At 39.7% G+C, this 23,917-nt stretch carries 25 protein-coding genes and 1 tRNA gene; 14 read left to right on the forward strand and 12 right to left on the reverse strand.

The genetic code is table 11. From position 1 onward, the window contains the following. Positions 1 to 20: 20 nt before the first annotated feature. Positions 21 to 698 carry a hypothetical protein gene (locus BCY91_RS11615; protein ID WP_120182208.1) on the forward strand — a complete coding sequence of 226 codons (678 nt, stop codon included), beginning with the start codon at positions 21 to 23 and terminating at the stop codon, positions 696 to 698. Here BCY91_RS11615 and priA read toward each other — a convergent pair. After that, entirely contained in the window at positions 695 to 3,175 is a 2,481-nt protein-coding gene (gene priA, locus BCY91_RS11620) for a replication restart helicase PriA (RefSeq protein ID WP_120182210.1), read from the reverse strand. The genes BCY91_RS11615 and priA overlap by 4 nt on opposite strands. Then, entirely contained in the window at positions 3,175 to 3,558 is a 384-nt protein-coding gene (locus tag BCY91_RS11625) for a DUF423 domain-containing protein (RefSeq protein WP_120182212.1), read from the reverse strand. The genes priA and BCY91_RS11625 overlap by 1 nt, the downstream gene beginning before the upstream one ends. 126 nt (positions 3,559 to 3,684) lie before the next feature. Between BCY91_RS11625 and BCY91_RS11630 the strand changes: the two genes are divergently transcribed. Beyond that, a complete protein-coding gene (locus BCY91_RS11630) occupies positions 3,685 to 5,259 on the forward strand; it encodes a hypothetical protein (protein WP_245989103.1) in 1,575 nt (524 codons plus the stop codon). A 34-nt stretch (positions 5,260 to 5,293) separates the two neighbouring features. Next, positions 5,294 to 6,760 carry a DUF5723 family protein gene (locus BCY91_RS11635; protein ID WP_120182215.1) on the forward strand — a complete coding sequence of 489 codons (1,467 nt, stop codon included), beginning with the start codon at positions 5,294 to 5,296 and terminating at the stop codon, positions 6,758 to 6,760. On the opposite strand, the gene tsaB is transcribed toward BCY91_RS11635, so the two are convergent. The 5 genes from tsaB to mscL all read right to left on the reverse strand — a co-directional run bounded on the left by tsaB (position 6,757) and on the right by mscL (position 8,816). Then, on the reverse strand, positions 6,757 to 7,449 hold the full coding sequence (gene tsaB, locus BCY91_RS11640) for a tRNA (adenosine(37)-N6)-threonylcarbamoyltransferase complex dimerization subunit type 1 TsaB (RefSeq protein ID WP_120182216.1): 693 nt from the start codon (positions 7,447 to 7,449) through the stop codon (positions 6,757 to 6,759). The two genes, BCY91_RS11635 and tsaB, sit on opposite strands and share 4 nt — an antisense overlap. A 12-nt stretch (positions 7,450 to 7,461) precedes the next feature. Next, on the reverse strand, positions 7,462 to 7,692 hold the full coding sequence (gene yidD / locus BCY91_RS11645; RefSeq protein WP_120182217.1) for a membrane protein insertion efficiency factor YidD: 231 nt from the start codon (positions 7,690 to 7,692) through the stop codon (positions 7,462 to 7,464). Continuing rightward, positions 7,689 to 8,087: a ribonuclease P protein component gene (locus BCY91_RS11650; RefSeq protein WP_120182218.1), complete on the reverse strand. Its 399-nt coding sequence runs from the start codon at positions 8,085 to 8,087 to the stop codon at positions 7,689 to 7,691. The genes yidD and BCY91_RS11650 overlap by 4 nt, the downstream gene beginning before the upstream one ends. Before the next feature lie 66 nt (positions 8,088 to 8,153). Next, the gene (rpmH, locus tag BCY91_RS11655) at positions 8,154 to 8,312 is read right to left on the reverse strand and encodes a 50S ribosomal protein L34 (protein ID WP_017258626.1); all 159 of its coding nucleotides are present in this window, start codon (positions 8,310 to 8,312) and stop codon (positions 8,154 to 8,156) included. A 120-nt stretch (positions 8,313 to 8,432) separates the two neighbouring features. Continuing rightward, positions 8,433 to 8,816 (reverse strand): large conductance mechanosensitive channel protein MscL, encoded by a 384-nt coding sequence (gene mscL / locus BCY91_RS11660; RefSeq protein WP_120182268.1) that lies wholly within the window; start codon positions 8,814 to 8,816, stop codon positions 8,433 to 8,435. 156 nt (positions 8,817 to 8,972) lie between these two features. On the opposite strand from mscL, the gene rpoN reads away from it, so the two are divergent. Further along, positions 8,973 to 10,448: an RNA polymerase factor sigma-54 gene (gene rpoN, locus BCY91_RS11665; protein WP_120182219.1), complete on the forward strand. Its 1,476-nt coding sequence runs from the start codon at positions 8,973 to 8,975 to the stop codon at positions 10,446 to 10,448. A gap of 84 nt (positions 10,449 to 10,532) precedes the next feature. Next, positions 10,533 to 11,174 (forward strand): hypothetical protein, encoded by a 642-nt coding sequence (locus BCY91_RS11670; RefSeq protein WP_120182220.1) that lies wholly within the window; start codon positions 10,533 to 10,535, stop codon positions 11,172 to 11,174. Between the two features lie 67 nt (positions 11,175 to 11,241). Here BCY91_RS11670 and rpsO read toward each other — a convergent pair whose 3' ends face one another. Then, the gene (rpsO, locus tag BCY91_RS11675) at positions 11,242 to 11,526 is read right to left on the reverse strand and encodes a 30S ribosomal protein S15 (RefSeq protein WP_120182221.1); all 285 of its coding nucleotides are present in this window, start codon (positions 11,524 to 11,526) and stop codon (positions 11,242 to 11,244) included. Between the two features lie 179 nt (positions 11,527 to 11,705). Here rpsO and BCY91_RS11680 point away from each other — a divergent pair, with 179 nt between their 5' ends. The 8 genes from BCY91_RS11680 (at position 11,706) to BCY91_RS11715 (ending at position 20,688) form a co-directional block, all read left to right on the forward strand. Further along, positions 11,706 to 12,422 (forward strand): class I SAM-dependent methyltransferase, encoded by a 717-nt coding sequence (locus BCY91_RS11680; RefSeq protein WP_120182222.1) that lies wholly within the window; start codon positions 11,706 to 11,708, stop codon positions 12,420 to 12,422. Next, the gene (locus tag BCY91_RS11685) at positions 12,419 to 12,838 is read left to right on the forward strand and encodes an acyl-CoA thioesterase (protein ID WP_120182223.1); all 420 of its coding nucleotides are present in this window, start codon (positions 12,419 to 12,421) and stop codon (positions 12,836 to 12,838) included. The genes BCY91_RS11680 and BCY91_RS11685 overlap by 4 nt, the downstream gene beginning before the upstream one ends. A 111-nt stretch (positions 12,839 to 12,949) precedes the next feature. Continuing rightward, a complete protein-coding gene (tgt, locus tag BCY91_RS11690) occupies positions 12,950 to 14,080 on the forward strand; it encodes a tRNA guanosine(34) transglycosylase Tgt (RefSeq protein ID WP_120182224.1) in 1,131 nt (376 codons plus the stop codon). Further along, positions 14,080 to 15,177, forward strand: a complete 1,098-nt coding sequence (locus tag BCY91_RS11695) for an LptF/LptG family permease (RefSeq protein WP_182995365.1) — start codon at positions 14,080 to 14,082, stop codon at positions 15,175 to 15,177. Before tgt ends, BCY91_RS11695 begins: the two co-directional genes overlap by 1 nt. A 2-nt stretch (positions 15,178 to 15,179) precedes the next feature. After that, a complete protein-coding gene (locus BCY91_RS11700) occupies positions 15,180 to 16,085 on the forward strand; it encodes a DMT family transporter (protein WP_120182225.1) in 906 nt (301 codons plus the stop codon). 636 nt (positions 16,086 to 16,721) lie between these two features. Next, complete coding sequence (locus BCY91_RS17635; protein ID WP_182995366.1) at positions 16,722 to 16,871, forward strand: hypothetical protein; 150 nt, start codon at positions 16,722 to 16,724, stop codon at positions 16,869 to 16,871. A 668-nt stretch (positions 16,872 to 17,539) separates the two neighbouring features. Further along, the gene (locus tag BCY91_RS11710; RefSeq protein WP_120182227.1) at positions 17,540 to 20,374 is read left to right on the forward strand and encodes a hypothetical protein; all 2,835 of its coding nucleotides are present in this window, start codon (positions 17,540 to 17,542) and stop codon (positions 20,372 to 20,374) included. Between the two features lie 2 nt (positions 20,375 to 20,376). Next, the gene (locus tag BCY91_RS11715) at positions 20,377 to 20,688 is read left to right on the forward strand and encodes a hypothetical protein (RefSeq protein ID WP_120182228.1); all 312 of its coding nucleotides are present in this window, start codon (positions 20,377 to 20,379) and stop codon (positions 20,686 to 20,688) included. Between the two features lie 69 nt (positions 20,689 to 20,757). Here the strand turns inward: BCY91_RS11715 and BCY91_RS11720 are convergent. Next, positions 20,758 to 20,831 (reverse strand) — tRNA-His (locus BCY91_RS11720). A gap of 148 nt (positions 20,832 to 20,979) precedes the next feature. Here BCY91_RS11720 and rnhA point away from each other — a divergent pair. Then, positions 20,980 to 21,450, forward strand: coding sequence for a ribonuclease HI (gene rnhA / locus BCY91_RS11725; protein WP_120182229.1), 471 nt, complete (start codon positions 20,980 to 20,982; stop codon positions 21,448 to 21,450). Between the two features lie 130 nt (positions 21,451 to 21,580). Here rnhA and fbp read toward each other — a convergent pair whose 3' ends face one another. The 3 genes from fbp to BCY91_RS11740 are packed head-to-tail and all read right to left on the reverse strand — an operon-like array spanning position 21,581 to position 23,869. Beyond that, entirely contained in the window at positions 21,581 to 22,627 is a 1,047-nt protein-coding gene (fbp, locus tag BCY91_RS11730) for a class 1 fructose-bisphosphatase (protein WP_120182230.1), read from the reverse strand. 23 nt (positions 22,628 to 22,650) lie between these two features. Next, on the reverse strand, positions 22,651 to 23,145 hold the full coding sequence (locus BCY91_RS11735; protein WP_120182231.1) for a metallophosphoesterase family protein: 495 nt from the start codon (positions 23,143 to 23,145) through the stop codon (positions 22,651 to 22,653). A gap of 10 nt (positions 23,146 to 23,155) precedes the next feature. Next, complete coding sequence (locus tag BCY91_RS11740) at positions 23,156 to 23,869, reverse strand: tRNA1(Val) (adenine(37)-N6)-methyltransferase (protein ID WP_120182232.1); 714 nt, start codon at positions 23,867 to 23,869, stop codon at positions 23,156 to 23,158. Positions 23,870 to 23,917: the final 48 nt, after the last annotated feature.

Below are 23,917 nucleotides of genomic sequence, written 5' to 3' on the forward strand. Positions count from 1 at the left end.
ATTTACGTAATTATTTTTTTATGAGAAAACTCTTTATCATTATATTTTTCGTCACTGTATCTATTGGTGCATCGGCACAATCCCAAAGCAATTCTACCTACTCTATCGGGCTTAAGATGTTTGCATTAGAAGAACAGCCCAAACTTTTGAATGAGGTTAGAAACAATACAAAGTATTACAGCTCTGGTCTTAACGGCCTTATGCTTAAAATAAACGACAACCAAATATCCTATCGCTTTGCTGCTTATACTTTCAAAGAAAAAGACTATACCTTCCGTAATCAGTGCAGCACTTGCGAAATTGTGAGCGGGAACTATAATAGTTTAGATATTAAAATAGGCTTTGAGCGGAGCATCATTTACAGTCGTTTGCAGCCATATTACGGTCTGGAGTTAGGTTATAAAAACGTAGAATTTGGAGGCGTGTCTGCCGATGCAAATAGCAAGGCGCCTATTTATAATGTAAACATCGAAAAAAACGGCGTTACGCTTAACCCTTTTTTAGGTTTAAAACTAAATGTTATTAATGCCATAACCATTGGTGCCGAGGCGGGTTTTGATATCATCAGAACGCATGATAAAGAAACAAAAACCCAACTAAACAGCACGCTAATTTCTAACAGCAACTTTGATCGTTGGCAATACGCTTCGCGCCCGCTGGCCCGGCTTTCTTTGCAGTTTAATTTCGGAAGAGATTAATAGGGGTCAACGTCCGCAATAATAAATGCGCCTTTATTGGCTTTATCTGCTTCAAAAACGCTAATCTGCTCTTTAAGCAAAACCTTTATTTTACTTAACGACTGGCTGGCCCAATCTATTTTTATCGTAATGGTTTGGATATAATAATTGCGCACGCGCCCCACAAGCGGACTATGAGGCCCAATAACCATATCGCCGAGGTAATGTTTTAAAAGCTTGGCAAAAGCATCTGAAATCTTTAGCAACATGCCCAAATCTTTATGTTTGATGTTTAGCTGGATAATCTTGTAAAAGGGCGGATATTTAAATTGCCGGCGCTCAATCATTTCTTCGTGGTACATACTTTCGTAATCGTGGTTTACCACTTGCTGTATTACCCTATGTTTCGCATCGTACGTTTGGATAATCACCTTCCCCTGTTTGCTTCGCCTGCCTGCCCTGCCAGCAACCTGCGATAACAACTGAAAACTACGTTCGTAGGCTCTAAAATCAGGAAATTGGATAATGCTATCGGCGTTGATAATGCCTATTAAGGTAATATTTTCAAAATCCAGACCTTTAGCTACCATCTGCGTCCCCACCAAAACATCTATTTTTCGGTCTTCAAAATCGTTTAAAATCACTTGGTGTGCGTTCTTGTTCCGCGTAGTGTCGTAGTCCATCCGCGCTACGCGTACATCGGGCAATATCACCTTTAAATCGTCTTCAATTTTTTCGGTCCCTAAGCCCTTATAAGCAATGTGTTTAGATGCGCAGGCCGGGCATTCGGTAATATTATCTTCTTTGTACCCGCAATAATGGCAATGCAATTTGCCACTGGCTTTATGATAGGTTAAGCTAACATCGCAATTGATACATTTAGGGGTATTTCCGCAGGTTTGGCAAATTAAAATGGGGACATAACCCCGGCGGTTTTGGAACAAAATCACCTGCTCTTGATTAGCAATGGCGGTGTTTATACCTTCAAGTAAAACACTGGTAAAATGCTCTTTTATTAATTTGCGGTTACGTTCTTCGGCAATACTCACCACTTCAATGTATGGCAGTTTAACGCCTCCATAACGTTCGGCAAGTTTAACCAAACCAAACTTATTGTTTAAAGCATTGAAATAGGTTTCTAAGGATGGCGTTGCCGAACCCAATAAAACTTTTGCGTGGGCAATAGTTCCCAACATAATAGCCACATCGCGGGCGTGGTAACGTGGCGCTGGTTCAAATTGTTTAAAGCTGGCCTCATGCTCTTCATCAACAATCACAAAACCTAAATCTGCGAAAGGCAAAAATACCGATGAACGGGCGCCCAAAACGATTTTTACTTCATTGTTGAGTACCTTTTGCCAAATCTCGGCGCGTTCATTATCATTGAATTTGCTGTGGTAAACAATAATCTGATCTTTAAAATAAACTTTTAACCGATCTATCATCTGGCCGGTTAGCGCAATCTCTGGCAATAGGTAAAGCACCTGTTTGCCCAGGGCTAAATAATCCTCAATTAAGCGGATATAAATTTGGGTTTTGCCCGATGACGTGATCCCGTGCAACAACGTAACCGATTTTTCGTTGATGGATTTTTGAAGTGCCGAAAGCGCTTGCTGCTGTGCGTCGCTCAGCGTAAAATCCATCACTGCCGTTAAATCCGGATGGGTAAACCGGCTGATAACTTCATGCGCTGCAATAAAAACTTCTTTATCAACCAAAGCTTTAATTACCCCGGCGCTCACACCGGTCGCCTCTAATAGATCAGTTTTTTTTACAGATTTCCCGCTTTTTGCCAGTTTGATGTAGCCCAACAACGCATCTACTTGTTTTGGCGCTTTCTCCAGTTCGGCAAACAAATGCTTCAGGTTCTCTTTGTCCTGATAAAGTGGGTTCAACTGTATAACAGCGACTTTCTTTGGCTGAAATTTTTCGTCAATTTCTTCTAAAATATAAATCAGGTTTTTTGAAAAAAGCGAACGTAAGATGGGGAACACAGATTTCTGCGCCAAAATTTTGGTAACATCCGTAACACTAAGTTCGTGCTTCAACTCTAAGGCATCCAGCACCAAAAACTCTTTATCGTTTAAAAGGCTTTTATCAAAATCCGGATTTGCGTTTAAAACTATCCTTGTTTCGCTGGCCAACTTTAATGCAGACGGTAAGGCAGCGGCCATTACCTCGCCTAAAGTGCACAAATAATACTCGGCAATCCACTGCCACAACTTTAGTTGCTGCTGGGTAACAATAGCTTTCTCGTCTAAAACATCTATCAGATACTTTGCTTCGTACTTCACAGGTGCTTTTTGCCCTATTGCAGAAACGATGGCCGTGTAAATTTTACTTTTACCAAATTGCACCACTACCCTTTTGCCTACTTCTGTAAGTGCATTTAGGTGCTTTGGCACACGGTAGGTATATGTTCCCGGAATGGCCAACGGCAAAATCACCTCAACAAACAAGGTTTGCTGGTTAAGCTCTTCCGAATCAAAATCAAACATTATTTGTCTTTTATGGCGGCCAGCAACAGGCTAAACCATCCAAAAATAAACAGCAAGCCGCCCAAGGGCGTAACAGGCCCAATAAATTTAGTGTTGATGCCCATAACGTCTTTTAAGGCTATAAGGTACAAAGAACCACTAAAAAGCAGGATGCCGAATACAAAACAATAAGAAGAAATATTGATGAGATTATTTTTAAAGCGCGCAAAGGTGGATAAAAACGCTAAACCCAAAGTGTGGTAAAAATGGTATTGAACGCCGGTATGCCAGGTTTCTAGTTGCGTGCTACTGATCATGTTTTTTAAAACATGGGCGCCAAACGCACCAAAAACAACGGCAAAAATCCCAAATATTGCCGCACTAATAATTATTCTTTTATTCATTTCGCTTTGATGGTTTTGCTAATTTAATAAAGATGAAAGCAATTTCCAGCCTTTGCCACAAAAATCTATTTTTGTAGCTTAGGAATCTGTGAAATGAAGAAGCCCGTTTTTATTATAAGTGCCTTAATGATAGGCATAATTGCTGTTACTTGGTTATATTTTAAAAAATTAAACGCATCTACCCTCTCCAGCGAGCAAATTTTTAAAGTTTTACCTGCAGATGCTTCAATCGTTTTTGAATATAAGAACGAAGCATACTTTTATGATATCTTCAAAGATTTTACGCTTTTTAGCGATGTTTTAGGAAAAGAAAACCTAAGCCATTTAAGCGCCTTAAAACAGGTGTTTGTAGATGATCAAAATACCGAAGGCATTTTCAACCAAAGCGATATTTTCTTTTCTGTACATCCAACAAAAGCAAGCGAGGCCGCGCTGTTGGTTGTTGCCCCACTAAATTTGGAAAGCCACAACTCCGAAGAGCTTTTGGTCGTTCTGAAAAAAAAGTATCAGCTTCGTCAAAATCCCGACGCTAAAAATGCAATTTACCAGCTTGCCTTTAGCAATAAAACCTACTTCAACTTTTTTATACACAACAACCTGCTGGTTGGCAGCTTTGATGAAAACTTAACCAAAAAAAGTTTGGCCCAGGCAAACAGCAACAATGATAAAGCCACTTTTAATGCCGATTTTAATACACAACGAAACAAAAACTCCGTTGCCAACTTGTACGTCAACTTTGTCAACTTGCGCAACTTTGCCAACCATTTTTCGTCCCGAAAAAACCCCTACGAAACCTATTTCCTAAAATCTATTGACGCTACAGCATCACTAAACATCAATTACCAAAAAAACGCGCTGATGTTTAGCGGCATCACATCGCCAAATTTAAACGCCAAAACTTATTTTAACCTTTTTTTAAACCAAAAACCCGGCGCCACTACCTTGGCCAAACACCTGCCTTATGATGCGGCTAATTATGCATTGTATTATGTTTCTGATTACGGCAGTTTTAAAAATGATTTGCAAAATTTATTGGCTTCGCGCAAAGAGGATAAAGATTTAAAAGCGCAAATACAGCGTATTTCTACCAACCACGCTATTAATTTAGATAAGGAAGTTACTGCAATTTGGGGTAAAGAATTCGGGGTGTTCCAACTGGCCTCCGGAGACAATATAGGCATCGTGAAAAGCACCAATATGAACAGGTTGTCTTTTGTGCTATCTACAATCAGCACAGAAGCCGGAGGCGATATTCGCCATTTCGACGATTCTTTTATGATGTACAACTATTTTGGCGATCCTTTTAAGCAGTTTCGCCGCCCATACTACACCACTATTGAAAATCATTTGGTAGTAGCGAACAGCAGCAATGCTTTACGCCGATTTGTAGAGAATTACCGGGCTCAAAAGCTGCTGGGTTTAACGGATAAAAATATCGACTTCCAACAGTATCTATCCAACCAAGGCAATATCTTCTACTTTATACACAACAGCAATTCAAAAGCGATTATCCGCTCTTTTTTGAGCAAAAGCAGCTATAAAAGTTTTAGAAGTGATAACTTTAAATGGAACGAAATTTACGGCTTGGCCATACAATTTAGCGCCGACAAAGACCGTTTTTTTACCAACTTTTACATGAACGAAACTCCGGATACCGAAGAACTTTTGCCTAAGATTGATAGCGCGGCGTTGGCTTATTGACCTTTGGTTACAGCATCTGCATCAATAAAACAAAATGAAACGTGACACTTTAGTACTTATACTTTTATTGTGGCCAACCTTGTTTTATGCACAAAACATTGCCTTAAACCATAGCAGTACCCAATTTGATGCTTTTGAAAATCCGGTTCAACAAGGTTTTCAAAAAGATTTAAGCCGTAAATATGCCATTACCCTTTTTCCGCATTTATTTGTAACATTTGCCTTTGAAGGCGATGCAGAAACACTTTTTAAACGTGCGCTTTATACCCGAAAAATAAGCAAAAGCAACTTACCCAATTTAGGAGAGAATCACCTCAACTACTTTTACGGAAATAGCAACATCTATTTATTCAATTACCGCATCTTTCGCACCCGTAACTACAACCGCGAGCTTGGATTTTCCCTACAACTGAAGGAAGAAGGCAGCAGCCAAATCAGCAACGAAACATTTACATTGCTAGATGACTTTAGAAAATTTACCCGGCCCGCCTATACCAACCCTTTTAATTCTTCCGGATTAAACCAGGCTTATTGGCAGCTAGGCGCCACCTACCGCGAAAATTACGATGACCGCTGGGCTTTTGGCGCCAAATTGAGTCTCCTTAACGGAATTATCTACAATAATTTTAGCATCACCCAGTCGCAATTGGAAGTAACGCAAAACACTGCTTACAACGCTGATCTTACCGGTTCCTACATCTCTAGTTTCGGATTCGAGAAGCTCAAGCTCGATCGCCTAATCCCAAATCTCAAAAATTTCGGTGGTGCAATCAGTTTGGCCAGCTCGTACCAACATCCTAAAGGCTATTATTTTACCCTGAATCTGAAAGATTTAGGTTTCATTAGATGGGGCAAAAACACCGGACATTATAACTTTACCAGCCATATAAACGGTAGTGCAACAGATTCTTCTGCGTCAAAAATCTTTGACCAAATTAAAAACGATGCGGCGGTAACAGAACAGAAAAAAGCCTTTTACAGCAAAATAGACAGTAAAATAGAGTTTGCGGCATCCAAAGAATTTGGCTTTTATAAACCCGTAGTAGCCTTTTCAAAAAGTATTTTTAACCCTCACGGGCAGCTTGCCTTGCTAAATAACTTTAGCAAAAATGCCTTCGTTTTAGGAGTTAATCCTATTTATGATTTTGAAACTAAACTGAATTTGGGCGCTCAGATTATGGTAAAATCGCCAAATATGGAGTTTTATGTGGGCTCTGAGCAGGTTTTCCCAACTTACTACCTCGCAAAATCTTATCTTAAACAGGATGAAAGTGTGGGCAGGGGAACGCCGAGGATGGGCGCATATTTTGGGATAAACGTAAAATTTGGCAGTAAAATGCAAGACATTGGCACTGCCGATGAAATACAAGGTTTAAATGATAAAGAAACAGGCTTTATTTACCGGATGAGCAATAAAGAGCGCAAAAAAGCACAAAAGCAAAATAAACAGATTGAAAAAAATCGGCGCAAAAACGATAAGCGAAACAACCGCAGGCGTTAATCTTGTTTTTTCTTGCCAACAATAAAATCTTTTAGATAATAAGGCTCAAAGTAAGCCACATCTACAAATTGGCCCGCGGTAAACTTTTCCAAAGCTGGTAAGGTTAAATCTTTGGCCGAATTTTCAAAATCGTCCATTAAACGTGCGTTAAGGTGCTTACCTAACGCTGTCTCGCATTTCATGGCACCATCCCCAAAGAAATAGACCAAATTGCTGTTTAATAAATCAGAAAAGCTGTTCTCGTCAACAATTACGGCAGCGGTAGGCACCGCCGGATTCAGTTCGTTGTCAAAAAAAGCACAATAAACCTCCATCCTGCGCGCATCAATCATTGGGCAAAAGAGCGTATTTGGCTGTACAGAAAAACAACGGCTTTTAAAGCCCGAAGCCATCGCTTCCAAAGTATTTATCGCGATAAGCGGAATATCCAATGCATAACACAATCCTTTTGCGGTTGAAACGCCAATGCGCAAACCGGTATAAGAACCCGGCCCCATGCTCACCGCCACCGCATCTAAGTCGCTAGGTTTTTTACCCGCCTTAGCTAACGCCTGCTCTATAAATAAAGTGATGTTTGACGCATGTATGTTTTTATCCGTGCGTTCAATGCAAGAAAGCAATTGACCGTCTTTTGCTACCGCAACAGAACAGGTTTGCGTAGCGGTTTCTATCTGTAAAATTAAAGGCATTAAATGATAAATTTATGGTACCGGATCATGACCGTGTGCGCCCCAAGGATGGCAACGCAAAATTCTTTTCACCGTTAGCCAAGCTCCTTTAAAGGCTCCGTGTTTTTTAATCGCTTCTACCCCATATTGCGAGCAGGTGGGCGTAAACCGGCACGAATTGCCCAGCAAAGGCGAAATTAAGAATTGGTAAGCTTTAATCAACACCAAAAAAAAGAAAGAGAAAATTTTATTCAAAAACTTCATGCCTCAACTTTTTTTAAACAGTCGGCAAATACTGCTTTCAACTTCTTTTCAATAAAGCTAAAATCATGTGCTTTAGTGCCAACGTAGCTTAAAGCCAGCAAAATCTTTTTTCCATTGTCTTGAAGTGCAGGATAAAAGACTGTGCTTTTATGCAAACGATAAGCTTCTCTGATGCGTCTTTTTATCAGGTTACGATCTATACTGTGCTTGAAACGTTTTTTTGGAACCGCAATTACTACCTGCGCCGGAAAGGCTTGTTGGCTATCGAGAGAAATAAGCCAGGTAACGCGAAATGGATATAACAAAAAAGAAGAACCGTTTTTGAAAAGCTCATCTAAAAGCTTTTTACTACATAAACGTTCTTCTTTTTTAAAATAATTTGTTTTGACAGTCATTACCGATTGTTAATAGCATAAACATCGGCTAATTATCAAATGTTTTGATAATTAAGAACAATCAAATTATGCTTTATGACGACGCTCGTCTGATACAGTTAATCTTTTTCTGCCTTTCGCTCTCCTAGAAGCCAATACTCTTCTACCATTAGCGGTAGACATTCTTTCTCTGAACCCGTGTTTATTTCTTCTTTTTCTTTGAGAAGGCTGGAATGTTCTTTTCATGATGTGCTATAATGTAATTCTCGCTCTTTTTAAATCAAGAGCGCAAATATAGTGTGTTATTTTTATAAAAACAATCCCGATTAAAAAATAAATCTGTACCTAAAACACATAGCGCCAAGCTTATTTGTTTTTCAAAATATCGCGTATTTCGGTTAATAAAACCTCTTCTTTGCTAGGTGCAGGTGGCGCAGCAGGTTTGGCTTCTTCTTTCTTCTTGAATGAATTTAAACCTTTAATCACTAAGAAAAGTACAATAGCAACAATAATGAAACTAATCACGGCAGATAAAAACAGCCCGTACTTTACCGTTCCAAACGCTGTCAGTTTCTCAATGTCGGATAAATTAGCGGCATCTAAAGCTGGTTTCAGCAATAGCGGAGTAATAATATCCTCAATAAACGAGTTGATGATTTTACTAAACGCAGCACCGATAACAACGGCAACCGCCAAATCAACCACGTTGCCTTTAACGGCAAATTCTTTAAACTCTTTTACAAATCCCATAAAATTAATTTTTGTTACAAATCCGAAATTAACAATTATCAGCAAAAACACTTAAATGTGCATAAAATTAATTTACGTCAAGTTTTGGATTGAAAATTGTTAAGCAGGATTTACCTAGCTTTTTTTAACTTTGATTATCTAACACTTACTATATATATGCTAAAACAAAACCTCCAACAAAAACTTCTTCAAAAATTATCGCCGCAACAAATTCAGTTTATCAAATTGTTGCAGGTGCCCACAGTTGCCCTGGATACTAGAATTAAAGAAGAACTGGAGGAAAACCCCGCGCTAGAAGATTTGAGCCTGGCAGACATGAATGAGCCGGTGGAAGAATACCCGGATAAAGACCCGGATGACGACTTTAAAGCTGATGCGCAAGATGAGATGAGCGATGAATTTAATGTTGACGATTATTTGCAAGACGACGACATTAACGATTACGGAAGCCGTTACGATAATAACGATGACGATGATGACAAAAAAGAATTGCCTTATGCTGTAACCAATACTTTTTTTGAAAACTTACAGGCGCAGTTGGACCTGGTTGATTTGGGCGATAAAGAATATATGATTGCCCAACAAATTATAGGAAGCCTAGATGACGACGGCTATTTACGCCGGGCGATACCGTCTTTAATAGATGACCTGGCTTTTTCGCAAAACATTTTTGCCGAGGAAAACGAAGTAGAGGAAATGCTGAAGGTGATCCAAACTTTTGACCCCGCCGGCATTGGCGCCAGAGACCTGCAAGAATGTCTTTTAATCCAGCTAAAGAAAAAGGACGGCAGCAACCCTATTATACAAAAAGCAATTGCTGCGGTAGAAAACCATTTAGACGAATTTACTAAAAAGCATTACGATAAGCTGGAACGCTCTTTAAACATCAGCGCTGATGAATTAAAGGAAGTAGTTGGTGAAATTTTAAAACTGAACCCAAAACCGGGCGATTCTGGCAGTAGCGCAAACATTAAGCAAATGCAGGTGATCCCGGATTTCCACATTGCTAAAAATGACGGAACGCTGGTTTTAACGCTTAACTCTAAAAATGCGCCCGAATTAAGGGTAAGTAAATCTTACCAAGAAATGTTTCAGCATTACGAAAAAACTGCCGATAAAGACAAAAAGCTAAAAGAAGCAGTGCAATTTGTAAAACAGAAACTCGACTCGGCAAAGTGGTTTATAGATGCCATTAAACAGCGCCAGCAAACGCTATTGAAAACCATGAACGCTATTATGAACTATCAGTACGATTTCTTTTTGTCTGATGGTGACGAGCGCAACCTAAAACCGATGATTTTAAAAGATATTGCAGATCGGATTGGGATGGATATTTCGACAGTTTCTAGGGTGGCAAACTCCAAATACGTGCAAACCGAGTTTGGTACTTTCTTGCTTAAATCTTTTTTCTCCGAAGCTATCCAAACAGACAGCGGCGAGGAAGTTTCTAACAAAGAAGTGAAAATGATTTTAGAAGAGTGCATTGGCAAGGAAGATAAACACAAACCTTTGGCAGATGAAAAGCTAACCGAAATTTTGCGCGAGAAAGGGTATAATATAGCAAGGCGTACCGTGGCAAAATACCGTGAACAGCTAGGCATACCCGTGGCCCGGTTAAGGAAAGAGCTTTAATTATATAAAAACCGGGAAAATGCCCGGTTTTTTTGTATCATAATTACAGCCTTTTGGGTATGGACGTAAAAACCTAAAGAGCTTATGAAAAAAATCTACTTTGTAACAATCGCAATTTGCGCGCTTTTGGTCTCGTGTAAAGAAGAAAGCGTTGAGCCAGAAATGGTTGTTTGCCCATTAGAAAGCATTTTTCCGGCCTGCGAATGCGATGTGGATACCTTGAGCGCCCAAAGCGAATACATAAAAGCAGAAATAGACGGCGTTCCGATGTGCTTTGACGTGGTTCCGAATTTCCAGAACGACTTTGGAAATATGTTGTTGTACGGAAACATCATCAGAAACAACGAGTCTGTTTATTATGACAACACCCATCTGATTAGAAATACCAAAAATAGCCTGTGGCAAATTGCTTTTTACTTAGAAAACACCCATGCCTTAACTAAAACCTACCCTTACCAACTTCCTCGGCAAAACCCTGAAGTTTGTGAGATAGGCGAATTGCAGCTGAATGGCGGAGGAATTTCTTTCTCGAATCCGTTTGCGCTAAATAAAATGCAACTACAAGTTAACGGCTTTAAAGACGGCTATTTTGAAGGTGTTTTTTCGGGTATCGCGCGCGCGGCAGATGGTTTAAGCAGTGTGCAAATAAGGGAAGGCAAATTCCGCATTAAGCTTACGCAGATAAACCGAGACCTAAATGTAAACGCCCCTCCTATTGATAGATGAAATTTAATATCATAAAAAAAGCCACTTCCGCTAATCCGAAAGTGGCTTTTTAATCTTAAAGCTATGCTTAGATAGATTTGATGATATCTCTTAAACCCAAAGCTTTGATAATAGCACGGTATCTTTCAATATCTTTTTTGAAAAGGTAACCCAATAAAGCTCTTCTTTTACCAACTAGTTTTTGAAGGGCTAATTGGGTCGAAAAATCTTTTTTGTTCTTTTTCAAGTGCTCTGTCAAATGCGCAATTCTGTAAGTGAACAACGCTACCTGACCTTCGGCAGAACCAGTGTTGGTTTCAACTTCGCCGTGTTGTTTGAAGATTTCTTTCTTCTTTTCTGAACTCAAATACATTCTTGAATAATATTAAAGCAATTAAAACTATTTAATAAGGCTGCAAATGTAAGTTTATTTGGCTTACCATCAAACATTTATTTTAAAGTTGGCACAACCGCCGGTTTACTGGTGCAGCATTAACTTAGCAATCTAAAAATTATTCCTAATTTCGAGGCAAAGGCATTTCCTGAGATTGGATGGAGAAAAAGCAAATTATTTCTTATTTCACAAATCGTTATACTTTAAACAAAGAACAACAGCTTTACCTGGCAATCCATGCTAAAAGATACCAGACCGTCCTAAGTTGGCTCGCTGATAAACACTTTAACCGCGTATTGGATATTGGACCTTCTTATTTGAGCGAGCTACTTCAAAATCATCTTCAAAAGCCTATCACGTTAATGGGTTTTGATGCAGAAGAGAGCGTAGGCGGCCACCTCCCCAGCTTAGAAATTTTATCAAACAACCACTTTATACAGCAAAATTTAAATGATTGGGCTACTGATGCGCAATCTCCCAAGTATGATTTAATCATTTGCGGAGAAATACTGGAACACCTTTACAGTGCTCCCCAAAAGCTATTTCAGAACCTGTACAAATCTTTAAATACCGGTGGTTTTTTGATTTTACAAACGCCAAATGCGGTAGCTTTACGTAAGCGCATCAGTTTGCTTATCGGTATAAATCCTTTTGAAATGCCCCGAGAGAACCAAAAAAACCCCGGCCATTACAGAGAATATACGCCGAATGAGTTGCGCAAGTTGGCACGAGCGAACGGTTTCTGCATACAAAAACTGATTTTAGATGAATATTTTGAATATCCTTCATGGCAATCAAAAGTTTATCGGAACGTTAAAAGCTTAATTCCCGCAAATTTGAGAAGCGGCATTACCATCATCCTCCAAAAAAAATGACAAAAAAACACTATACCACCTTTTCTACCACGCACAAAGTACGGCCAGATGATATAGACATGTTTAACCACGTACATAACAGCATTTATTTAGATTATGTACTGGCCGCCCGTTATGAGCAGATGGAAAAATTCTACGGCATGTCTATGGAAAAATTTTTAGAAATGGGCTTCGGCTGGGTAGTAAAAGCCGTAAATATCGAGTATAAACGTCCCCTTGGTCTGGGCGATTATTTTTCGGTAGAAACGCGAATTATTGAGGTTGATAAAAAAAGTTGTCGGGTAGGTTTTGAGATTACGCGCCTAAAAAACAAAAAAACAAGTACCATCGGTTGGTTTGATTTTGTGATGATAGATTTAAAAACCGGCAAAGCTGCCACCATTAGCGACGAGATGATTAGCCTGTACAGCATATAGGGCGCAATTTTGGCCAAACAGGAAGAATCCCGCCTTGCAAAAGCCGTCGATAAAAACGCGTAAAGCCATTGCCTCAAATTTTACTATTTTTGCACGCTGAAAGCAAGAAGCATGAAGTTTAAACTAGCGGTTCAAGATAAAAACTGTAAAGCGCGCGCAGGCGAAATCACCACGGATCACGGCACTATAAAAACGCCAATTTTTATGCCTGTGGGAACTGCCGGAACCGTGAAGGCGGTTCATCAGCGCGAACTTGCGGAAGACATTAATGCACAAATTATTTTAGGGAACACCTATCATTTATACCTACGCCCCGGTTTAGAAACCCTAAAACTTGCTGGCGGCTTGCACAAATTTAATGGCTGGGATAAGCCAATTTTAACAGATAGCGGTGGCTATCAGGTTTATTCGCTTACCGAAGTACGTAAAATAAAAGAAGAAGGTGTTACTTTCCGCTCGCATATTGATGGCTCTAAACATTTGTTTACGCCAGAAAATGTGATGGATACGCAAAGAATTATCGGTGCAGATATCATCATGGCTTTTGATGAATGCACGCCCTACCCTTGCAATTACCATTACGCGCGCCGTTCAATAGACATGACGCATCGTTGGCTAAAACGTTGCATTAACCGTTTTGACAGCACCGCTCCGCTTTACGGCTACTCGCAAACCCTATTCCCTATTGTGCAAGGTTCTGTTTATAAAGATTTGAGGATTAAATCGGCCGAGTTTATTGCCGAGCAAAACCGCGAAGGCAATGCCATTGGCGGACTTTCTGTAGGCGAACCGGCAGAAGAAATGTACGCCATGACAGAGGTGGTGTGCAACGTATTGCCAACAGACAAACCGCGTTATTTGATGGGCGTGGGCACGCCGATTAACATTTTGGAAAACATTGCTTTAGGTATAGATATGTTTGATTGTGTAATGCCTACGCGCAATGCCCGAAACGGCATGTTGTTTACGCGCAAAGGCATCATCAACATTAAAAACGAGAAATGGAAAAATGATTTTTCACCTATTGATGCGGACAGCGATCTGTTTTATGATTTAAATTATTCTAAAGCTTATCTGCGCCATCTAATCCATTCCAAAGAAATATTAGGCGCCCAAATTGCTACCTTGCACAACTTGCATTTTTATCTTTGGCTGGTTGCAGAAGCGCGTGAGAAAATAATTTCTGGTGATTTTTACGACTGGAAGAACCAAATGGTGAAAGTTTTAGGACAAAAACTTTAATGGACTTTTTAAACCGCTACATCAAGATTATTGATTGGTATATCATCAAGAAATACCTAGGCACTTTTGTGTTTACTTTGGGAATTTTCACGGTGATTTCCGTAGTGTTTGACATTTCGGAAAAGCTTGATGATTTTTTAAAAAGTACCGCAACTACCAAAGAGATTATTCTAGAGTATTACGGCGGTTTCATTCCTTTTTATCTCAACTTTTTATCGCCGCTCATCAATTTTATCGCGGTAATCTTTTTCACCGCAAAAATGGCAGATCAAACAGAAATTGTCCCCATCCTTTGCGGAAAAGCGAGTTTCAACCGTTTTCTGCGCCCGTATTTTATCGCGTCAACGCTGATTTTTATTATTTCGATGATTTTTAATCAGCTCATTATCCCAGAAACAAACCGCTTAATGACCAACTTTGAGAATACTTACCTTAAGGACAGCAAAAATACCAGCCGGAGCAATGTGCACCTGCAACTGGACCACGGCACGTTTGTTTTTATGGAGTCTTTTGACAATAACACCAACAATGGTTATCGCTTTACGCTCGAGAAATTTAATAAAGATACTTTAGAATCCAAGTTAATGGCAGACCGTATCGCTTGGGACTCTGTTGCCAGAAAATGGAAGATTTACAACTTTACCATCCGCCACGTAAACGGTTTAAAAGAACGTATGGAAGCCGGTATTGAAAAAGACACCACATTGGATATGAAACCTGTGGACTTTGATATCCGTGACAATATTTACTCGGCAATGAACTATAAAGAACTGAACGAGAAGATTGAAAAGGAAAAAATCCGCGGTTCGGGAATTATGGTGAACCTGGAACTGGAAAAATACAAGCGCTGGGTATATCCTTTTTCCACCTATGTGCTTACGCTCATTGGCGTAGCCTTGTCGTCCAGGAAAGTGCGCGGTGGCGTGGGCTTGCCTTTAGGTGTAGGCATAGCCATGAGTTTCCTTTATATTTTGTTGATCCAGTTTTCCAACGTTTTCGCTTTAAAAGGCGGTTTGCCGCCTATAATTGCTGTTATTATACCTAATCTTATTTTCGGAACGATAGGCGTTGTGCTGGCTATTAAAGCGCCAAAATAGCAATGAAATCCAAACTGAAAAGCAACCTGTTTATATTGCATCTTACGGTGCTGGTTTGGGGATTTACCGGCGTGTTAGGTGCGCTAATTAGCGTGGGCGAGGCGCACTTGGTATGGTACCGGGTGTTAATTGCCGCACTCTCTTTGTATTTGTACTTTCGATGGAAAAAAACATCTATCAGGGTAAGCAAACAAACCTTTTACCGCTTATTTTTCACCGGAGCAATTGTTGGCCTACACTGGATTTTGTTTTTTGGCGCCATTAAAGCGTCGACCATTTCGGTAGCCATGGTATGTTTATCCTCACTTACCTTGTTTACAGCCATTTTGGAGCCTTTACTTAACAGCAATCGCGTTTCGAAGATGGAATTAGTGGCCGGATTGTTTATCATTTTTGGGATATATGTGATTTTTAAGTTTGAGACCGGCTACACAAAAGGTATCATTATGGGGCTTTCTAGCGCACTTTGCGGTAGCTTATTCTCTATTATAAATGGTAAACAAGCTAAAAATCGCTCGGCAACCATCATCAGTTTTTATGAATTGATAGGCGCTTTTGTATGGGTGAGCGTATATTTGTTGGTTACAAAAGGTTTTGATGCGCGTATGATTTTGGGTATGTCCGATATTATTTATCTCCTGATTTTAGGCACCATTTGCACCTCTGTGGCATACGTTGCAGGCGTATCCGTGATGAAAGAATTGAGCGCTTTTAAAGTTGCTTTAATTACAAATCTGGAACCCATTTATGCTATTATTTTAGCGCTGATCATCTTCGGTAAAGACGAAAAAATGACCTCGGGTTTTTACCTCGGCGCCACAATTATCTTATCTACCATCTTTCTTTTCCCGGTAGTTAAGACGCGGGTTGAGCATAAAAAACTGAAGAAAAGAACACCTTTTATCTGAAGGGAAAACAGCAAAAAAAGGCAGGGAAAACCTGTTAAATTCCTTGACCTAAATTTTCTTTTATTTAGCAATAATACAGCGGTAACCACTGACTGTTTGTCTAAAAAAAACGGCTGTTATGCGCATCAGAATTTCCTGTTAAAACAGCGCAAAAACACACACACAAAAGCGCGGTAAGTCTGCAAAAAACAGCTGTAAATGGCTTAGATATCTGCTACCAGAAATGACAAAAACAGGGTGTGAAATACGCCCCGTTTTGAACCTCAAAAACCGCTTATTACATTAAAAAACCTGGATAAAGATTTATGGCTTACTAAGCTAAAAAAGACATAGAAAAGGAGTCGGATTTACGGCTCAAAAACGGCAAAGAACCCACTGGCAAAACCTATAAAAAAGCTTTCAGAATCGCCCATAAATGAACCTGAAATTCACCGTCTTTTTGTCTTAAATACAAAGTTTAGCTACACACAAGAACTGGAAAATACTGAAGATTTTGCCGTGCAAACTACTTCATGACCTTGCCTTCAAAACACAGAACTACGTTAATAGTTAACAAAAACCATCGTAAAACACCTCTTACAAAAGCACATAAAAGCAGGAAAACAATAAATCCAAACCGCAAAAAACATGACCGTGATGCAAAAAAATCATGCATTTATCACCAACAAAAACGCGTTAAAAATCTATCAACTAAACAATATGCCTCTTAAAAATAGGCGCCAAAACTTGGTAATGCCTCCAAATCAGCTATCAAAAATCAACAAAAACTACCGCCCGAAACCGTAAGAAAGCAGTGGGTTCTACCAATATTTGCCACAAAAAAAAGATAACATTTTTAGACTTTTTTGCCTTTGAAGGGTTAGAATTTACACCTCAAAAACAAGAAAAAACCTCAGCATTTCTACCAAATTTCTCGTCTAAAAAAAGAGCAACAACAAAAAATATCAAGCAGAAAAAACCAATTTATAAATAACAGAATAATACACTTAGCCCTCTAATTTTTTACTGAGAAAAGAAGCTGTAGATCCGCCAAACGACGTAAAATGGAAAGGTACAAGCAACACCAAAATAGGCAGAAATGCATTGGCAGAACCACTTATTTTAGTCAAAAGTTTCGGGCGGGCGACTAATCTAAATTTGCAACGTTTAAAAAATTCTGTAAAGAAAATTCCAATATAGAAGAAAATTTAGCGAGGAATATGGCAGTGCTTCGTGTATAAAATTCTTAAAAAATTTAGTTACATTCACCAGCGAAAATATATAAAAAAACACAGACTTAAAAACACCATTTACAGATTAAACAACCATTAATAAATAAAAAAGGTTAATATAATTTTTACTATTATTAAACTGAAAATCAGAACTTAAAATAAAAAAATTTAAATTAAAACTTTACATAATAATATAATAAATCACCTATTGAAAACTAATAATTTTAGTAAATCACTAATTAAATGCCATATATTAATATTAAAACAATAATATTCAGTATTATATCTATAATTATTTTAAGCTTTTGTTCACAAAGGTGTTTTTCGCAACTTATTGATGGCGGACAAAACCCACCTAGTGTAAAATTTAGGCAAATTAATACGGAGCGTTTCCAAATCATCTATCCTACCCCACTGGAGTTTGATGCTCAAAAAGTGGCAAATACACTCGAAGCAGTGGTGGCCGATGTTAGCAAAACCTTAGGGCGCCAACCCAAACCAATTTCCATCATTTTACAGAACCAAGGTGTGCAGTCAAACGGCTTCGTAACTATGGCTCCCCGACATTCAGAATTTTACACTATGCCCGGTCAAGAATTTGACGCACAAGATTGGCTCAACTCACTAGCTGTACACGAACTTAGGCATGTGGTTCAGTTTGACAATTTAGCTCCAAACTTGGGAGCTCCACTTTTTGAAGAATTGAAGCTGGCACTGTTCGGCATCAACTTACCAGCTTGGTTTTTTGAAGGTGACGCGGTAGGGATAGAAACTGCATTAAGTAAGGCGGGCAGAGGAAGATTACCGGCATTTGAACAAACTTTAAGAACAAATATACTCTCACAAAATAAGTTTAGCTATTCTAAAAATTATTTTGGATCTTATAAAAATTTTGTATCCGGGTATTATCCTATGGGATATTTTATGACTACAAAAATCAGGAAAGATAATGGCCCAAAAATTTTATCCAATATCCTAACTCGAATTAAAGACCTACCCTTTCGTCCTTACAACTTTAGTTCGTCGCTTAAAAAATTCACCGGAATTGGAACCCGCCAACTTTACCTCCAAACCATGGCCGAGATGGAGAAGTTGTGGAGCGCGCAAGAAGAAAAAATCAAACTTGAACAATACCCGGTATTAAATCCGACCAACATCAAAAACCCGAGTAATTATTTACTTCCTCAAATTGACGAAAAAGGACGTTTGCTTTGCCTAAAAAATTCTTTCACGGCAAGTCCGTCAATCATCACTATTGGCCCGCAAAAAAAGGAAGAAGTTTTAGTAAAAATTGGCCCGCAAACAGAGGCCAATTTTAGCCTTGCCAAAGACCTAATTTGTTGGGACGAAATCAGGATCGACAGCCGCTACCAGCAACGTACATTTAGTGTAATATGCACCTACAATTTAACAACAAAAAAATACCGTCAGCTTACGCACAAAACACGGCTGTTTTCCCCGTCATTTTCTGCCGACGGAAAAAAAATAATTGCTGTAAAAGTTAGCCAATCCAATCATTTCAATTTAGTGGAGTTAGATGCCGAAAGTGGCAACTTGCTAAAGGAATTTCCGAATCCAGAAAACTACACTTTGCAAACCCCTGCCTACAATAACGACGCAACAAAAATTATAGTCACCGCTGTATGTGAAAAGGGAAAAAGCTTGCTGCTTTATGAGGGAGATAACGCTCGGCTATTGCTTCCTTTTACAACACAGCTTATTGCCCGACCGATTTTCTGGAACAAGCAAATTATTTTTAAAGCGCATTACAACGGTATCGAAAATATTTATCTGTTGACCGAACGCGGAGAAATGCGCCAACTTAGTCACAGCAGGTTTGGAGCCAACTACCCTTATGTAAACCGCGGACAATTATACTTCAGCGATTATTCCGCAAATGGCTACAACATCGCCTCGCTTGATTTAAGACGCCACAACGACGCGCATGCTTCCCGCGAAGAAAACACCTTCGTGGAATATTATTCATCGCTTATATCGCAGGAAAATGCGTCAAATATTTTGGAAAGTGTGGATTCTGTCCGATACCCCTCAAAACCCTATCCCGATTTCTCGCATGTGTTCTACTTTCACAGCCTAAGACCGTCTGTTACAGAAAACCAATATAATAACGATTACAATTTAGGTTTCGACCTCATTTCCAACAACAAACTCAACACTGCAGCCGCATCTTTAGGCTATCAATACAACAGCGCACTGCACAGCGGCTCCTATAGCGCCAACTTCAGCTATCAAAAATACTATCCAAAATTATCGCTTAGCTACCGCAACCGCCCACGGCTGGCATACACTAAAATCAAAAACCAAACGGATAGCATTATTGTGCCGTTTACCTGGCGCGAGCATTACAGCAGCTTAGATGTTAGCATCCCCTACGCTAAAAATTGGCTTAACAAAAGCCTTTATGGCAGCTTCACCGTATCCACTTCCTATACCCAGCGCTACAACCAAAACATGCAGGTTTCGGGCTTTCTACTGCAAAATGTTTTTCCGCTGAAGTACCGTTTTGCAATTGGCATTAACAGCCAGCGCAGTGCCAGAGATTTAGCGCCTCGCTGGGGGCAAAACTTGGAATTTAACTATGAACACGCTCCTTTTGATAAAAAATTAGTTGGATCCAACTTTTTTGTCAAATCTGCTTTTTATTTTCCGGGTTTAGCGCCCAACCATAGCTTTAGCGCCAGTTTAAATTTCCAAACTAACAGTGGCGTGTACCTGTACCATGCGGATATTCCGCGTGCAAACGGATGGGCAAACATGCCGGGCATCCTAAAATTGAAGAACACGCTTTTGTTGAGCTATCGCTTTCCCGTTGCTTATCCCGACTGGGAACTTGGCCCAATTGCCTACGTAAAGCGCATTAAAGGCGGTGTTTTTAGTGACTTTGAAAACATCAATGCCGGCAACGGTTTACGCGGTTACGGATTAGATTTAAGTGCCGATATGAATTTATTGAGATATTACCTTCCTATTTTCGAGTTTGGCGGAAAAATTATCATTCCGGCTGAAAGCGCCACAAAAAAACCGATATTCGAGCTTGGGATTAATTTTAATTACTGAAAATGAGCTTTAAAACTATTCTTATTATCATTTGTAGCGTTGCCCTTACCATTGTGTGTATGCAAAATATGGAACCCGCAAACATCCAAATACTTTGGATGGAGTTTACTGTGGCTAAACTATGGATGCTACTGACTTGTGCTTTTTTCGGATTTGTGATTGGGATACTAGTGGCTCGGCCCAAAAAGAGAATTATACCACAGGAAAACAGCGCAGAAGTTCCTTTTGAAATTAACCGCCCTGTGGGGGATGATGAACTTAGCAACAACAGCAAAAAACAACTGAGTGATGAAGACAGGGATTACTTGTATTAGATTTAGAAGTAAACTTTGGATATAAAAAAAGCCTCTCAATTTCTTGAAAGGCTTTTTCTTTTTTTGAAGGGCGGACGAAGGGACTCGAACCCTCGACTCCCGGCACCACAAACCAGTGCTCTAACCAACTGAGCTACGACCGCCGTGCATTAGTGGAGCGCAAAAGTAATTTAAAATTTAGAAAATTCAAATTTTTAAACACTCTTCAGCCCTGCTTAATGCTATAATGCTGATTTATTGCAAAATAATTTTTTAAAATCGCTTGTTTTGCCATTTCCCTATCTTCGCACTATGATCCAAATTTTTACCGATGGTGCCGCAAGTGGCAATCCAGGGCCGGGCGGTTACGGCGTTATCTTAAGAGCAGGCAACCATTATAAAGAAATTTCGGAAGGCTTTAGGCTCACCACAAACAACCGTATGGAACTTTTAGCGGTTTGCATAGGCTTAGAGGCCATCAAAAAGCTTAACCAAGAAATCGTGATTTATTCTGACTCTAAGTACGTGATTGATTCGGTAGAAAAGAAATGGGTTTTTGCCTGGCTAAAAAAAGGCTTTGCGGGCAAAAAAAACAAAGACTTATGGATGCGTTTTTTACAGGTTTACAAATTGCACCAGGTAAAATTTGTATGGGTGAAGGGACATGCCGGACATCCGGAAAACGAAAGATGCGATGAGCTTGCCGTCATCGCATCTAAATCTAAAGATCAAAAAATTGACACTGTTTTTGAAGTTGAAAATCAAAAACAGAAGTTGCTTTAGGAGCCTCACCCTAACCCTCTCCAAAGGAGAGGGAACTTAATTCTTTACTTGGTTTAAGCTTAAGGAACATGCAATTTATACGGATCGGATAATAAAACGACCGAACTTCTTCCCCAATAAACCATCTATATTAATGAACTTCTTCCGTTTTTGAGTTAGCTGCTTCTTCTAACGGAGAATATTCGGCCATAAACTCTTCTGCTTTTAAAACCATGTCGGTAGAGCCGATGAAAATGGATTCGCGCTGGTGGATTTCTTTTACATCTATCTCCAAAATACGCTGGTAGCCGTTTGTGGCCCTTCCGCCGGCCTGTTCAATAATAAATGCAAGCGGGTTACATTCATAAACCAAGCGGAGCTTACCTTTTGGCGCCGCGGCGGTGGTAGGATAAATATATACGCCACCTTTAATTAAATTCCGGTGCAAATCTGCCACCATAGAACCGATATACCTTGAAGTATAAGGCCTGTTAGTGCTTTCATCTTCTACCTGGCAATATTTGATGTATTTTTTAACGCCTTCTGGGAAATGCACGTAATTTCCTTCGTTTACGCTGTAAATATGCCCTGTTCTCGGAATTTTCATATCCGGATGCGACAGGCAGAACTCGCCAATAGACGGGTCTAAGGTAAAGCCGTTTACACCACAGCCGGTAGTATAAACCAACATGGTTGATGAGCCGTAAACGATATAACCCGCCGCTACCTGTTCCGTGCCTTTTTGCAAAATATCGTTAATATTTGCTTCTCCTTCTTTAGATAGTCTTCTAAAAATAGAGAAAGTTGTGCCCACAGCAACGTTAACGTCGATGTTTGATGACCCGTCCAAGGGGTCAATAGCCACCGCATATTTGGCGTTTTTAGAAACATCTTTGTTTAAGATAACGATTTCCTCATTTTCTTCTGATACTACCAGGGCGCACTCGCCTCCGGCACTTAAAGCGGCAATAAATTGCTCATTTGCGTACACGTCTAAAACTTTTTGAGTTTCCCCCTGCACGTTTGTGGTTCCAACTTCGCCTAAAATATCGGCTAAACCCGCCTTGTTAATTTCCCTGTTTACAACTTTCGCAGCGATCCCGATGTCGCGCAATAACCTGGAAAGCTCACCCTTCGCATATGGAAAGTCCGCCTGCCGCTCAATAATAAATTGTCCTAATGTAGTTAAGTTTGCCATATACCCTTAGTGTACTTTTTACGCTATCTATCAGCTAATTCTATGGCGTCTAATGTATGAATTTTATTATCGGAAATACAAAACCTAATTAAAGTTCTTTTTTTGTGCCAACCTTGTTTTCCGGCCGCACCGGGATTAATATGCAGGCATTCTATTTTTTGGTCGTAAATCACCTTTAAAATGTGCGAGTGCCCGGCGATGAAAAGCTGCGGTGGCTTAGTGTAAATATCCGGCTTTACCTTAGGCGAATATTTACCCGGGTAACCTCCGATATGCGTCATCCATACATCCACATTTTCACATTTGAAACGTAGATGTTCTGGGTAAACTTGGCGAATATCTTTACCATCAATATTTCCGTAAACTCCTTTTAAAGGCCTGAAATTAGCCAACTTATCCGCCAGCTCTATATTACCGAAATCACCGGCGTGCCAAATTTCGTCTCGGTCATCAAAATATTTAAAAACCGCATCATCCAAATAGCCGTGGGTATCGGAAATAAGCCCGATTTTTTTCATGAACTGCTAATTAAAATATCTTAAAAAAATCTTTAAGCAAAGCTTTGTATTGTAGCGAATGCACGCTCTGCTGATCGTAAATACAAAAATCACTAAAGGAAAGCGCTTCATCATCGCTTAGCGAAAAAGAAATAACGTGCCGGATGTGTGCTTTATCTGGATAAGATTTGATTTTCACGATATGATGGGGATATAAGCCGAAATCTTTGGCCGTAGTTTGCAACATCAGAGAAGTTTCTACCGGCAACACCATAACCAATCGGCCATTTTTGGCTAAATGGCTTTTGGATGCCAATAACAAATCGAAAAAAAACTGCTGTGTGGTGTGTTTAGATAGGTTTGTTTTTTCTTTAGGCGATTGCAGCGCGTTTAAATGATAAGGCGGGTTTGATACGATAAGATCATATTTCGAATGCGGATATAGCTCAAAAAACTCTTTAAAACCGTGATGATAAGATTTTAACTGTGCGCGAAACAAGGAATTTTCAAAGTTCTGCTTTGACCTTTCTGCCGCCGCGGCATCTATATCTATAGCATCTATTTGCGCACCGCTATTTCGCTGGGCCATCATTAGGGCAATAACGCCGGTCCCTGTCCCTATGTCCAATATTTGCTTCGCGCCTGCTAAATCCACCATCGCGCCAAGCAAAACCCCATCTGTGTTGATTTTCATGGGGCAGGCTTCTTGGTTAATCACAAACTGCTTAAAATGGAACAAAGACACCCAACAAAGTTAATGCTTTATAAAAGACAGCGCAAAAAAGAAATAAGG

The organism is Pelobium manganitolerans (assembly GCF_003609575.1).
In the GTDB taxonomy this organism is placed as follows: domain Bacteria; phylum Bacteroidota; class Bacteroidia; order Sphingobacteriales; family Sphingobacteriaceae; genus Pseudopedobacter; species Pseudopedobacter manganitolerans.